Below are 13,664 nucleotides of genomic sequence, written 5' to 3'. Positions count from 1 at the left end.
TAGCATCGAAGACAGCCGGAAAGACCGGCGGTCGAAGCGAAAGCAGGGGACGATCGTGGCAATCAAGGAGATCTTCGCGGATCTGCCGTGGTGGGTGAAGTGGGTCGCGGTGCCAGTCCTCGCACTGGTGGTGTTCGGCGGCCTGATCGGACACGTGGTCGGCATCCTCATCGGCCTGCTGTTCAAGGTGCTGGTGTTCGCGGTCCTGGTGGCGGGCCTGATCTACATCGTTCGGAAGTTCACCTCGTCCTCCTCCAGCCGCGACTGGTAGCCGGTCCACGGTCAGCGGCGCCGCCGGCGGCCGTGTCCGCTGCGCCGTGCCGGCGCCGGCACCCCGGCCGCCACCTGGGCCCCGGGCTGGGCCGGCGACGGCCGGTCCGCCGAGACCACCAGCGCGGCCAGTCCCGTGGTCACCGGCACCGACGCGACCAGACCGATGCTGCCAACCAGCGTCCGTGTGATCTCCTCCGCGACGAGCTCGCTGTTCGCGACGGTTCCCACGCTGCTCTGCGCGACGGAGAAGAGCAGCAGCAGCGGCAGCGCGGCACCGGCGTAGGCGAGGACGAGGGTGTTGACCACGGACGCGATATGGTCCTGGCCGATCCGCAGGCCCGCCCCGTACAGCTGACGCGCCGTCATCGTCGGGTTGGCCTGCTTCAGCTCCCACACCGCCGAGGTCTGGGTGACGGTGACATCGTCGAGCACGCCCAGCGAGCCGATGATGACGCCGGCCAGCAGCAGACCGCTCAGCTGGATGTCCGGATAGAGGCCATGGATCAGCCCGGTCTCGTCCGAGGTGTTGCCGGTCAGCTGCCCCCAGCCGATGAACACCGAACCCAGCACCCCGATCAGCAGCAGCGACACGAGCGTGCCCAGCACGGCCACGGAGGTGCGGGCGTTGAGGCCGTGGCACATGTACAGCGCGATGAGCATGATGGCGCTGCTGCCGACCACCGCCACCACCAGCGGATTCGAGCCCTGCAAGATCGCCGGCAGGATGAAGAACGACAGTACGGCGAAGCTGATGGCCAGCGCGATCAGGGCGGACAGCCCGCGCATGCGGCCGACGACCACGACCGCCAGCGCGAAGATCCCGGCCAGCAGTACCAGCGGGAACTTCCGGTTCACATCGGTGACCGAGTACTGCAGTTCGCGCGGGGCGTCGGGCGAGTACGCCACAACCACCCCCTGCCCCTGGCGCAACTGCCGTGGCGCGTCCGGCTGGACGATTTCGGGGAATCTGCGGCCTTTGTCCTTGCCTGTGGTGACTTCGATGGTCGCCTTCTTGCAGACGCCCTTGCTCTTCTGCCCCTGACTCTGACCCGGCGGCTGCCCGCCCGATCCATCGGCGGACGGCTGCTGCGGCGTCTGGACATTGGCCTGAGCGCAGTCGATCTCCTGGATCTGCACCACCGTGGCCTGCTCGGTCTGCCGGTCGAAGCCGACGCCCGTCCGCTTGTGCCCCGGGACGCCGCCCGGCCACAGCACGACCAGGCCCACGATCACCGCGACTGTGAACGGGATCAGGATCGCCGCGATGACCTTGCGGAGGTGGCGGGAGACGGGTGGGGGCGGCCCGTGCATATGAGCATGGCCATGGCCAAGCCCCGGAGGCTGGGCTTGGCCATGGCCGTGAGGGTGCGCTGGCATGTCCTGTGGTGGGGTCACCGACCGATCATCGCAAAAGCACCCGGGTCCGCCGCAACGGCATGGCCTGGCCTCAGGCCGACGTCCCACCGTCACCCTGCGCAGCGGAGCCTTCGGATACGGGGATGCGCTCGGTGGCCGGGCCCCGCCCGGTGGGGGCCGCCGACGGGGCGCCGGCTATGGCCTCCGAACCCGGGGAGCTGCCGCCTGCTTCCCCGCCCATCGTGGCGAGAAGCTGCCGTGCCAGCCCGAGCCCCGTACCGCCCATGGTCAGCGCCTTGGCGAACATCTCCGCGACCCCGTCCGCGCCGTTGAGCAGCACCATGTGGTCCACGTTCCCGAACGCCTGCGCCCCCGCCTCGACGATCAGCGGCCAGTTCTCGGCCAGCTGTTGCGCGACGACCGCCTCCTGGTTCTCGGCCAGCGCCGCCGCCCGAGCCTTGATCGCATCGGCCTCCGCCAGGCCCTTGGCCTTCGCCGCCTCCGCGGTCGCCAGGCCCTTCGCCCGCGCCGCCGCGGCCTCGGCCTCACCCGTCGCCCGGGTGGCGGCCGCGCCCGCACTGGCCGCCAGCTCGGTCTCCTTCGCCTTCGCCTGCGCCGCCGAGATACGGGCGTCGCGCTCCGCCTCGGCCAGGGTCCGCTTCTCGTACGCCCGCGCGTCCGCGGGCTTGCGGACGTCCGCCTGCAGCTGCTGCTCGCGCCGCTCCGCCTCCAGCTGCGCCACCCGGGTCTCCTGGACCACGACCTCCTGCCGGGCCGCCGCCTCCGCCAGCGGCCCGGCCTGCAGCGCCTTCGCGGCCGCCTTGTCCCGCTCCGCCTGGAAGCCGGCCTGCAGGATCTCGCTGTCCCGCCGCGCCTCCGCCATCCGTGCCGCGGCCTGCTGCTCGGCCTCGGTCGCCAGCCGGTCCGCCTCGGCCTGCGCGATCCGCGCGTCCCGCTGAACGGCCGCCGCGTGCGGGGCGGCCAGGTTCTTGATGTAGCCGGTCGGGTCCTGGATCTCATGGATCTGCAGCGAGTCGATGATCAGGCCCAGCTTCTCCATCTCGGAGCCGGACGCGGCCCGGGTCTCCGCGGTCAGCCGCTCGCGGTCGCGGATCATGTCCTCGACCGTCAACCCGCCCACGATGGAGCGCAGATGGCCGGCGAAGACGTTGTGCACCCGCTCACCCATGTACTTCTGCTGGTCCAGGAAGCGGCGGGCGGCGTTCGCGATCGACACGAAGTCGTCGCCGACCTTGAAGATGACCACGCCGTGCACCCGCAGCGGAATGCCCTGCTGGGTGACGCATTCGACGTTCAGCTCCGCCTCGTTGAGGTCCAGCGACAGCTTCCGGACGGCCTGGACACCGGGCAGAACGAACGTTCCCCGGCCCGTGACGATCCGGAAGCCCATCCCCTCCTCCAAGCCTTCGGTGCGGTGCTTGGAACCGGAGATGACGAGCGCCTCGTTCGGCTCCGCCACCCGCCACATCAGCTTGAACAGCACCATCAGCACGACGAGTCCGGCAACAACCGCCCCCGCCACTACACCGACGATCATCGGCTCCCCCCTTCGAACGGCCCCCGCACGGGAGCCCGATCGGGAGTCTCCTCCGGTATGCCCCGGTGGAGAAGACGCTGACGCTTCCTTGCCGAAATCTTGATGCTCCGCGTCTGCCTCAGGCTGCCGCCCGCGAGTTGGCGCGCATCTCAGCCGTACGCGGGCACCACATACACCGTGCGCGGCGGCAGATGGTCGACGACCACCACGACCGTGCCCCGCTCGATGCGCTCGCCCGCGTTCGCCGGGTAGGCCAAGAACGCCTCCGCCCCGCCGCGCACCTCGATGATGACCTCGCCGACCAGCCCCGGCCCCACGGTCCCGGTGACCCGCCCCTGCCGCCCCACCATGGCCCGCAGCGTAGCCGAGTGCGCCGGTCGTGCGCCGGGAGTCGGTGGGAGGAGACCCCCTTTTCTCCCCCCGGTACCACCCGTTACCGTGGGACCACTTTGCAATCGCGGGAGCTCGGAGCACCGGGCTGAGAGGGCGCTGACCTTCGTACGGGACCTACAGGGCGTACGAAAACCGCTGCGTCGACCGCCGAACCTGTTACCGGGTAATGCCGGCGTAGGGAGTGGGTCTCATGACCATGCAGGATGCACGCACGTCCGAAATCGGCTGGCACAAGGACTATGTCACCGGTTCGCGGCCGGACTTGCGGGTCCCGGTCAGGCGAGTGCACCTCACCAACGGCCAGGACGTCCAGCTGTACGACACGTCCGGCCCGTACACCGACCCCACCGTCGAGACGGATGTCCGCCGCGGTCTGGCGCCGCTGCGAGAGAACTGGATCATCGGGCGCGGAGACACCGAGGAGTACGCCGGGCGGCCCATGCGCCCGGAGGACGACGGGATCAAGCACACCTCGCCGCGCGGGGGGCTGAGGAACCTCGACGCGGTCTTCCCGGGCCGCCCGCGCCTGCCCCGCCGGGGCCGTGACGGCGCCGCCGTCAGCCAGCTCGCGTACGCCAAGCGCGGTGAGATCACCGCGGAGATGGAGTTCGTCGCGCTGCGCGAGAACGTCTCCCCCGAGGTCGTCCGGGAGGAGATCGCGGCCGGAAGAGCCGTGCTCCCGGCGAACGTCAACCACCCGGAGATCGAGCCGATGATCATCGGCAAGCGGTTCCTGGTGAAGGTCAACGCCAACATCGGCAACTCGGCGGTGACTTCCTCCATCGAGGAGGAGGTGGAGAAGATGACCTGGGCGACCCGCTGGGGCGCCGACACCGTCATGGACCTCTCCACCGGCCGCAACATCCACACCACCCGCGAGTGGGTGCTGCGCAACTCCCCTGTCCCGATCGGCACCGTGCCCCTCTACCAGGCCCTGGAAAAGGTCGACGGCAAGGCCGAGGAGCTGACCTGGGAGATCTACAAGGACACCGTCATCGAGCAGTGCGAGCAGGGCGTGGACTACATGACCGTCCACGCGGGCGTGCTGCTGCGGTACGTGCCGCTGACCGCGCGCCGCAAGACCGGCATCGTCTCGCGCGGTGGCTCGATCATGGCGGCCTGGTGCCTGGCCCACCACAAGGAGAGCTTCCTCTACACGAACTTCGAGGAACTCTGCGACATCCTGCGGACCTACGACGTCACCTTCTCGCTCGGTGACGGCCTGCGGCCTGGTTCGATCGCGGACGCCAACGACGAGGCGCAGTTCGCGGAGCTGAAGACCCTCGGCGAGCTGAACCGGATCGCCAAGGCGCACGACGTGCAGACGATGATCGAGGGCCCGGGCCACGTCCCGATGCACAAGATCAAGGAGAACGTCGAACTCCAGCAGGAGATCTGCGAGGAGGCCCCCTTCTACACGCTGGGTCCGCTGACCACCGACGTCGCCCCCGCCTACGACCACATCACCTCAGGGATAGGCGCCGCGATGATCGCCTGGTGGGGCACCGCGATGCTCTGCTACGTCACGCCCAAGGAGCACCTGGGGCTGCCGGACCGGGACGATGTGAAGACGGGCGTCATCACGTACAAGATCGCGGCACATGCGGCGGACCTGGCCAAGGGCCACCCGGGGGCGCAGGAGTGGGACGACGCGCTGTCGGACGCGCGCTTCGAATTCCGCTGGGAGGACCAGTTCAACCTGGCCCTCGACCCGGACACCGCCCGCGCCTTCCACGATGAGACGCTCCCGGCGGAGCCTGCGAAGACCGCGCACTTCTGCTCGATGTGCGGTCCGAAGTTCTGCTCGATGAAGATCAGTCGCAGCATCAGCGAGCAGTTCGGCTCCGACGCGGCCGCCGGCGCCACCGACGAGGAGATCGAGGCGGGAATGCTCGCGAAGTCGAAGGAGTTCGCCGCCGCGGGCAACCGGGTCTATCTGCCCATGGCCGACTGACCGTTCGCGACTGGGGCCCCTGCAGGGCGGGCCCCAGTCCCGGCCATGTGTCAGGACTGCGGGGTGCCGAGCGCGGTGACGGCATCCTTGGCGGCCTTGAGCGCGCCGTCGCGCAGCGCCGTGGCGCTCGGGGACTTCTTGGTCTCGAAGTCGCTGCCGCTGTAGGTCACCGTGATCAGCGCGTTCAGCTTCCGCACGACCACCACCACCTCGGTGGTCTGCTGCCCGTCGTCCTCGGTGCGCTTTGAGCCACTGGAGGCTTCGTCGCCCAGACCGGATATGGGCGGGCCCTTCTTCTGCGTCGCGTAGGCATCGCGGGCCGCCTTCACCGCCTTTTGCTGCTGCCCGTCCGCGGCGGCCGAGATTTCGTACCTCACATCCAGCCAGCGGAATTCGAAGCCGTCGAGCGCATTCCAGGAGCAGCCCTGGCGGCGTGCGGGGTCACTGGACTTGAGCTTGGCACCGGCGGTCTTGGCGCCCGGAACCAGATCCTTGAGCGTCCCGGCGGAGACCGCTGTACAGGGCGCGGGGGGCTTGCCGTAGAGCGAGACCGTCCCGTTGGCATCCTCAGCCGACGTCACAGGGGAAGGGGACGAAGCGGACTGCGTGGATGGCGGGGTCGAGGGCCCGTCCGTCGCCATGGACCAGCCCGCGACAGCGAGCACAGCTGTGGGCAGCAGTCGGGCGATCAGGTTGAGGCACAGAGATGGCACGGCAGTCTTTTCATCGGTCGTGGCACGACGCAGAGACGACGAAAATGAGCCTGCCATACGAAACCTGCCACGAACAGCCCCGAATGCCATGGCCCGCAACCGTTCATCTGCCGGTCGCGGACCGTCGTCAGCGCCAGAGTTGGGGGCGGGCCCGATGCTGCTTGGCGATCGCGTCCCGCGTATTTGAGCAGCCCGGTTCGCCGGCGACATCGACCGCCGGCAACCAGTGCTGACCGCCGGGCAGCGTCAACCTGCGGACGCGGGCTCCTGTCGCCGCGTACACGAAGTCGTTCACGTCGATGGCGTCCTGGTGTGCCGGCTCGGACGACGGCGTCTTCCGCTCATGCACGAGCATCACCTCCGGCAGGACCGTAAGCAGCGTTCTACGGCTAATTCCCCTCAGAAATGGGCAAGTTGGCTCGATAGGTGCGGAGCATGACATTCAGCTGCGCTGACGCCTCCTCCGCCGGTTGGAACGAAGGACCATGCTCCAGCGCGCAGAGCGACGTTCGGCCCCGTCGTCGCCGTGGGTCAGCCCGGCTCGTGTTCCGGTCCGCCGAAGTCCGGGCTGGTATAGCCGGGGCTCTGGTAGCTGGGGCGGACGGCGTCCTCCTCCTGGCCGCTGTCCGTGGCGGGGCTGCTGAAGCCCGGGCTGGTGTAGCCCAGATGAGGCGTGCGTGCGGCCAGGCTCGGGTCCCCGCCGTACGCGCCCTCGGTGCTGCGGTCCGCCGGACGGTCGTCGCCCTGACGGCCGGCGGACTGGGGAGGGACGGCCAGCGCCTCACGGAGAAACGGCAGCACACCGCGCTCCAGCAGTGCCTGCCGCCATGCCTCCCGCGCCCGGTCGAGCTCCAGGGCCCGTTCGTCCACGGCACCGGCCCGTACCGAGGTCGCGCCGTTGCGCAGAGCCGTGATCAGGACTCCCGCCATGGCGACGACGATGGCGGCGGCGGCCAGCGCCGCGAAGATCCAGCCGGCCATGATGAGCGGGGCGGCGGAGCGGGTGCCGCGGCTGACGGCGTGCAGCAGATAGCCGATCAGCAAGAAGATCACGGCCGCCGTGCCGGCCAGTACGGGCACCAGCACGGCGAGGACCGCGACGAGACCCGCGCCGGAGTCCTCAGCGGACTCACCCGCGCCGCCGGCAGGCCCCGCCGCAGGGAAACCCTCGCCACCCTCCGACTCCGTACGGGCCTCAGTGGCGGCCTCGGGCCGGCGCACCCGGCCGCGGACCGTGATGTAGTGCTGGTACTCGGCGGCGGCGCAGGACGCTATCGCGGAGGAGGCCGCAAGGGCCATGGTGCGCAGCTGCTCGGTGCTGAGCCGTCGGCTCGCCTCGGCCGGATCCGGCCGCTGCTGGGCCAAGGTCAGCGCCTCCTTGAGGATCCGCTCGAATTCGGGACGGTCCTCGGGAAGCAGATGCGGAGCCCTGTTCATGTGCATCCCCCGGTGCTCCGTAGGCCTGCATGCCGGCTCTCACCGGGCAGTTCGGCGGAAACGGAGGAGAGCCTGCTACGGATAAGCCGATGTTAGAGCGCTTCCGGTAGGCCGTGACAGGGTGTTTGCGGAAAATGGCTGGGCCAGGTGGGACTACGGCCTCCAAGCCGGCATCGCCACCAAGCGTCAGCCGATCAAGGGCAGTTGGCAGACCAGCAGCTTTCCGGCCATGGTGATGCCGCCGTCCATGGCGATCGCGAGCCCGTCGGCGTAGACGTGCGGCCCGTCGACGGCCGCGGCACCGCGGCCCTCGCCGTCCGAAGCGTCCTCGGTGCCCACCTCACCCAGCAGGTACGGGATGGGGCTGTGCCCGTGCACCACGCGGTGTCCGCCGTAGGTCGCGAGCAGTTGGCGTGCGGCCTGCGGGCCGTCCTCGTCCCGGAATCCGAAGCGCTTGGTGAACTTGCGGAACAGATCCCAGCATTCGTCGGGGTTGTTGCGCTGGAGGGTCTCGGTGACGGTGTCGTTGACGGCCGGGATGGAGTCGCCGTACTCGAGGTAGGCGGTGGTGTCGGAGTGCAGGAGCAGATGCCCGTCCTCCTCGGCGACGGCGTCGAGCCGGGACATCCACTGCAGATGGTGGTCCTCGAGCCGTTCCATGTCGGTGCGCTGGCCGCCGTTGAGCAGCCAGGCGGCCTGGAAGGAGGCGGTGCCGGCGCCGGAGGTGACGGGGGTGTCGCCGAACCGCTTGGCGCCGATGAGCAGCAGCTCGTGGTTGCCCATGAGGGCCTTGCAGTAGCCGCCGGCCGCCGCGGCCTCGGCGGACAGCCGCATCACCAGGTCGATGACGCCGATGCCGTCCGGTCCGCGGTCGGTGAAGTCACCGAGGAACCACAGGCGGGCGTTGCCCGCGGCCCAGTGGTCCTCGGCGTCGATCAGGCCCTGGGCGCGCAGGGCCTCGCGGAGGTCGTCGAGGTAGCCGTGGATGTCGCCGACGACGTAGAGCGGGCCGGGGCTGCCGGATGAGCTGGTGTCTTCCTCGGGCGCGCCGACCGGGGTGCGGTCCACCGTCGTCCGGTCGTGGGTGGCGTCGTGGCTGATCACCGGCAGGTCGCGCTCGGTGGGCGTGTATTCCGGCGGGTAGTCGTAGTCGGCCGGGGGCTGCGGCTGGACCGGGAGGGGCCCGGTCGGAGCCGGGCCACCGAGGAGAGGTCCGGCGGGGATCGTGGCCTGGCCGGGGGCAGGGGGCGGCACAGGAGGCATTCCGCGCACGGGTACGGGCGGCATTCCTGCCATGGTCCGCACCACGGGTCCCTGACTGGCCCCCTGAGTCATCGACCCCTCCACCATCGCGCCGCCGTGCACCGAGTCGGACCTTTCCCCCTGCCTGCGTTCCGGGGTCTCTCTGGCTCCTCCCGAGGGAAGTCCGGGGGGAGACGCGAGGGCGAGAGGCCCCAGTGGTCGGTGGGTGGACCGCGGTGTCGTGGGCCCATCATAGGAATGCTGCTCGTAGGTTGTGATGCACCAGGGGGCTGTCATTCGAGCGGCGATGGCGGTCTCCGGGAATTTCTCCCGAATTCGCCTGGTAGCAACCCGGGGTGGGCACGGCGCAGGGAGCGGTCGGCCGCCCGGTGATCAGCTCTGACCGGGTGAGCGTGGCGCGGTGACCGTGGTGGGAGGCGGGCGGCGGCGCTGGGAGGACGTCCGCACGATGAGCTCGGTCGGTATCACCTGTTCCACGGGCTGTCCGGTGTCAACACCCTCGATGGCGTCGATGAGCAGCTGGACCACGGCGGTGCCGATCCGGCGCGGCTTCAGGGACAGGGTGGTGATGGGCGGCTCGGTGGTGGCGTAGACGGTGGACTCGCTGCAGCACACGAGCAGCAGGTCGTCCGGTACGCGCAGACCGTAGCGGCGGGCGGCGGCGAGCAGGTCGGTGCCGTTGGGGTCGAACAGGCCGTAGACGGCGTCCGGGCGGTCGGGACGGGCGAGCAGCCGGTCGGCGGCGACGGCTCCGGCGCGCGGGTCGTGGGCGGGGTACATCTCGTACACCGGGTCCTGGCCGACGCGCTCGCACCAGGACAGATACGCGGTCGTGGACAGCCGGGTGTAGGTATCGGTGGTGGTGCCGGTGAGCAGACCGATGCGGCGGGCCCCGGCGTCGGCGAGGTGGTCGAGCAGGCCGACGACGGCGGCCTCGTGGTCGTTGTCCACCCACGCGGTGACGGGGAGGGAGCCGGCGGGCCGGCCGTCGGAGACCACCGGGAGGCCCTGGCGGATGAGTTCGGTGACCACCGGGTCCCGGTCCGAAGGGTCGATGACCACCGTGCCGTCGAGCGCGACGTTGGACCACAGGTCGTGCCGGGAGGTCGCGGGCAGGATGACCAGGGCGTAGCCGCGGGCGAGGGCGGCGGAGGTGGCGGCGCGGGCCATCTCGGCGAAGTAGGCGAACTCCGTGAAGGTGAAAGGTTCATCCCCGTATGTGGTCACGGTCAGACCGATGAGGCCGGATCGGCCGGTACGGAGCGTGCGCGCGGCGGCGGACGGGCGGTAGCCCAGCCGGTCCGCGACCTCCCGGACATGGCGGCGGGTGGCGTCGGGAAGCCGGCCCTTGCCGTTGAGTGCGTCGGAGACAGTCGTGATCGAGACACCGGCCGCGGCGGCCACGTCCCGGATGCCCGCCCGCCCCAGCCGGCGGCCGGTCGACCGGCTCACCTGGTGGTTCCCTGCTGCTGTCATGGCAGGCCGATAGTAGGGCGAGCGTGGTCTATTGACGGCAGCTCTCAAACAGCCCTTGAGAGGCACGTTTCTGCATGAGTAACTTCCCTCAAATCCCTTGGAAATGAAGGAAGTTGAGGCGACGGCCTGGCGTCTGGCCGCCCTCTGGGCGGGTTCACCTGTCAAGGAGGCTTTATTGCAAAGAGGTCTCAAGTCACCCTCACGAGTGATGCGCGCCACGGCGCTCGCCACCGGCGCGCGTGACCTGGCCGAAAGCCCCCCGTCTTCGGCGCGCACGATCCCGGCCCCCGTCCCTGCTCCGCCCGTACTCCTGAAATACCAATCCTCATAAGGTGTGGAGTATTGCTGTTGCTGAATGCATGATGCGCCTGGACGGACGGTCGAGGAGGACCCGCGGTGAGTGAGAAGACCCCCAAGCTGCGCGACGCGCTGGACGGCATTCCGACCTACAAGCCGGGCCGCCCGGCCGCAGCCGGTGGCCGGGTCGCGTACAAGCTGTCCTCCAACGAGAACCCGTACCCGCCACTGCCGGGCGTGCTGGAGAGCGCCCTGGCCGCGGCCGGTTCCTTCAACCGTTACCCGGACATGGCGTGTACCGGGCTGATGGCCGCGCTGGCGGACCGTTTCAGCGTGCCGGTCGAGCATCTGGCCACGGGTACCGGCTCGGTGGGCGTCGCCCAGCAGCTGATCCAGGCGACCTCGGGCCCGGGGGATGAGGTGATCCATGCCTGGCGGTCCTTCGAGGCGTACCCGATCATCACCCAGATCTCGGGCGCGCGGTCGGTGCAGGTGCCGCTGACCAGCGGCGAGGTGCACGACCTGGACGCGATGGCGGACGCGGTCACCGACCGCACCCGGCTGATCTTCGTCTGCAACCCGAACAACCCGACGGGCACGGTCGTCCGGCGCGCGGAGCTGGAGCGCTTCCTGGACCGGGTGCCGTCCGGTGTGCTGGTCGTGCTGGACGAGGCGTACCAGGAGTTCATCCGCGACGAGCAGGTCCCCGACGGGATCGAGATCTACCGGGACCGGCCGAACGTCTGCGTACTGCGCACCTTCTCCAAGGCGTACGGCCTGGCGGGCCTGCGGGTCGGTTTCGCGGTGGCGCACGAGCCGGTGGCCGCCGCCCTGCGCAAGACGGCGGTGCCGTTCGGGGTCAGCCAGCTGGCGCAGGACGCGGCGGTGGCCTCGCTGCGCAGCGAGGACGCGCTGCTGGAGCGGGTGGATTCGCTGGTCGCGGAGCGGGCGCGGGTGAGTGAGGCGCTGGCGGCGCAGGGCTGGACGGTCCCCGAGTCGCAGGCGAACTTCGTCTGGCTGCGACTGGGGGACCGTACGGCCGATTTCGCCGCGGCGTGCGAGCAGACGGGCGTGGTCGTACGGCCGTTCCCCGGCGAGGGCGTGCGCGTGACGATCGGCGAGACCGAGGCGAACGACCTCTTCCTGCAGGCCGCGGAGGGCTTCCGCAAGGAGTTCCAGGGCTGACGGGTCCCGGGAGGGCGTACGGGCTCAGGCCCGCTCCACGCGGATCGGATCGCCGGCGCGCACCGTGGCGAGTGCCCGCGGGTCGCCGTCGATCCGGCCGAGGATGCCCGAAAGGCGGACCCGCCCAACGTTGCCGAACCCTTGTGCGTCATAATGCCTTGTGAATGTGAACGCGTTCACAAAGTTTGAGATGAGAAGGGCACCTGCGGTTCCGGCCGCAGCAACGTAAGGAGAAGGTGCCATGGACCTTGCTTTGGCGCCGGAGACTCTGGCGAGGTGGCAGTTCGGTATTACGACCGTCTACCACTTCCTCTTCGTTCCCCTGACGATCTCGCTTGCCGCGCTCGTGGCCGGCCTGGAAACGGCCTGGGTGCGCACCCAGAAGGAGAAGTACCTCCGAGCGACCAAGTTCTGGGGAAAGCTTTTCCTGATCAACATCGCCATGGGCGTGGTCACCGGCATCGTCCAGGAGTTCCAGTTCGGCATGAACTGGTCCGACTACTCGCGGTTCGTCGGTGACGTCTTCGGTGCTCCGCTCGCGTTCGAGGCGCTCATAGCCTTCTTCTTCGAGTCCACCTTCATCGGCCTGTGGATCTTCGGCTGGGACAAGCTCCCCAAGAAGATCCACTGCGGCTGCATATGGATGGTGTCGATCGGCACCGTGCTGTCGGGCTACTTCATCCTGGCCGCCAACTCCTGGATGCAGCACCCGATCGGCTACCGGATCAACCACGCCACCGGGCGGGCCGAGCTGACCGACATCTGGAAGGTCCTCACCCAGGACACCACCCTGGTCGTGGTCTTCCACACCCTCACCGCGGCCTTCCTCACCGGAGGCGCCTTCATCGTCGGCATCTCGGCGTACCACCTGCTGCGCAGGAAGCACGTCCCGGTGATGCGGACCTCGCTCCGGCTCGGCCTGGTGACCCTGGTAGTCGCCGGTCTGCTCACCGCGGTCAGCGGCGACCAGCTCGCCAAGGTCATGTTCAGGCAGCAGCCGATGAAGATGGCGGCGGCCGAGGCGCTGTGGGACAGCGAGGCGCCGGCACCCTTCTCCGTCTTCGCGTACGGGGATGTGGACAAGGGCCACAACACGGTCGCGATCGAGCTGCCGACGCTGCTCTCCTTCCTCGCCAAGGGCGACTTCCACTCCAAGGTCCCCGGCATCAACGACGTCAACGAGGCCGAGCAGAAGGCATTCGGCCCCGGCGACTACCGGCCCAACATCCCCACCGCCTACTGGGGTTTCCGCTGGATGATCGGCTTCGGCATGACGTCGTTCGCGATCGGCCTGGCCGGGCTCTGGCTCACACGGAAGACGTTCTGGCTCGCGCCCCGGCTCCGCACGGGCGACGAGGAACGTCCGTACCTGGCACTGACCCGCAACCGGGCCCTCGGCCCGAAGCCGACCCTGTGGTACTGGCGGATCGCGCTGCTCACCATCGGCTTCCCGCTGATCGCCAACTCCTGGGGCTGGATCTTCACCGAGATGGGCCGCCAGCCGTGGGTCGTCTACGGCGTGCTCCGTACCTCCGACGCGGTCTCCCCCGGCGTCTCCCAGGCCGAAGTCCTCACCTCGATGGTCGTCTTCACCCTGCTGTACGCCGCGCTCGCCGTGATCGAGGTGCGGCTGCTGGTGAAGTACGCCAAGGCCGGACCGCCCGAGCTGACCGAGTCCGACCTCGACCAGCCCACCAGGATCGGCGGCCACGACACCGACGCCGACCGGCCCATGGCCTTCTCCTACTGAGGGCTGACA

General features: G+C 69.5%; 13 protein-coding genes. 4 read left to right on the top strand and 9 right to left on the bottom strand.

The annotated features are described in order from the left end of the window. Positions 1-61 precede the first annotated feature (61 nt). Positions 62-271, top strand: coding sequence for a DUF5326 family protein (locus tag ACY34J_RS00505; RefSeq protein ID WP_462724366.1), 210 nt, complete (start codon positions 62-64; stop codon positions 269-271). 11 nt (positions 272-282) lie between these two features. Here the strand turns inward: ACY34J_RS00505 and ACY34J_RS00500 are convergent, their stop codons facing one another. The 3 genes from ACY34J_RS00500 to ACY34J_RS00490 form a co-directional block, all read right to left on the bottom strand. Then, positions 283-1,650, bottom strand: a complete 1,368-nt coding sequence (locus tag ACY34J_RS00500) for a YibE/F family protein (protein ID WP_462724252.1) — start codon at positions 1,648-1,650, stop codon at positions 283-285. Positions 1,651-1,720: 70 nt separating this feature from the next. Beyond that, positions 1,721-3,187, bottom strand: coding sequence for an SPFH domain-containing protein (locus tag ACY34J_RS00495; RefSeq protein WP_462724251.1), 1,467 nt, complete (start codon positions 3,185-3,187; stop codon positions 1,721-1,723). 149 nt (positions 3,188-3,336) lie between these two features. Next, positions 3,337-3,537, bottom strand: coding sequence for a hypothetical protein (locus ACY34J_RS00490; RefSeq protein WP_462724250.1), 201 nt, complete (start codon positions 3,535-3,537; stop codon positions 3,337-3,339). A gap of 233 nt (positions 3,538-3,770) precedes the next feature. Between ACY34J_RS00490 and thiC the strand changes: the two genes are divergently transcribed. Further along, positions 3,771-5,534, top strand: a complete 1,764-nt coding sequence (thiC, locus tag ACY34J_RS00485) for a phosphomethylpyrimidine synthase ThiC (protein ID WP_462724249.1) — start codon at positions 3,771-3,773, stop codon at positions 5,532-5,534. A gap of 50 nt (positions 5,535-5,584) precedes the next feature. On the opposite strand, the gene ACY34J_RS00480 is transcribed toward thiC, so the two are convergent. From ACY34J_RS00480 to ACY34J_RS00460, 5 genes are all read right to left on the bottom strand, one after another. Further along, complete coding sequence (locus tag ACY34J_RS00480; RefSeq protein ID WP_462724248.1) at positions 5,585-6,115, bottom strand: hypothetical protein; 531 nt, start codon at positions 6,113-6,115, stop codon at positions 5,585-5,587. Positions 6,116-6,374: 259 nt separating this feature from the next. Beyond that, positions 6,375-6,596 carry a BRO-N domain-containing protein gene (locus ACY34J_RS00475; protein ID WP_462724247.1) on the bottom strand — a complete coding sequence of 74 codons (222 nt, stop codon included), beginning with the start codon at positions 6,594-6,596 and terminating at the stop codon, positions 6,375-6,377. Between the two features lie 182 nt (positions 6,597-6,778). Continuing rightward, on the bottom strand, positions 6,779-7,690 hold the full coding sequence (locus ACY34J_RS00470) for a hypothetical protein (RefSeq protein ID WP_462724246.1): 912 nt from the start codon (positions 7,688-7,690) through the stop codon (positions 6,779-6,781). A gap of 180 nt (positions 7,691-7,870) precedes the next feature. Beyond that, the gene (locus tag ACY34J_RS00465; protein ID WP_462724365.1) at positions 7,871-9,034 is read right to left on the bottom strand and encodes a metallophosphoesterase; all 1,164 of its coding nucleotides are present in this window, start codon (positions 9,032-9,034) and stop codon (positions 7,871-7,873) included. Between the two features lie 285 nt (positions 9,035-9,319). After that, positions 9,320-10,423, bottom strand: coding sequence for a LacI family DNA-binding transcriptional regulator (locus ACY34J_RS00460; RefSeq protein WP_462724245.1), 1,104 nt, complete (start codon positions 10,421-10,423; stop codon positions 9,320-9,322). A 396-nt stretch (positions 10,424-10,819) separates the two neighbouring features. On the opposite strand from ACY34J_RS00460, the gene hisC reads away from it, so the two are divergent. Continuing rightward, a complete protein-coding gene (gene hisC, locus ACY34J_RS00455; RefSeq protein WP_462724244.1) occupies positions 10,820-11,905 on the top strand; it encodes a histidinol-phosphate transaminase in 1,086 nt (361 codons plus the stop codon). A 24-nt stretch (positions 11,906-11,929) separates the two neighbouring features. Here hisC and ACY34J_RS00450 read toward each other — a convergent pair whose 3' ends face one another. Next, entirely contained in the window at positions 11,930-12,085 is a 156-nt protein-coding gene (locus ACY34J_RS00450) for a hypothetical protein (RefSeq protein ID WP_462724243.1), read from the bottom strand. A gap of 61 nt (positions 12,086-12,146) precedes the next feature. Between ACY34J_RS00450 and ACY34J_RS00445 the strand changes: the two genes are divergently transcribed. Continuing rightward, positions 12,147-13,655: a cytochrome ubiquinol oxidase subunit I gene (locus tag ACY34J_RS00445; protein WP_462724242.1), complete on the top strand. Its 1,509-nt coding sequence runs from the start codon at positions 12,147-12,149 to the stop codon at positions 13,653-13,655. Positions 13,656-13,664 lie beyond the last annotated feature (9 nt).

Source organism: Streptomyces sp. HSS9-12 (assembly GCF_054963655.1).
This window is presented reverse-complemented; position numbering and strand designations above follow the sequence as displayed.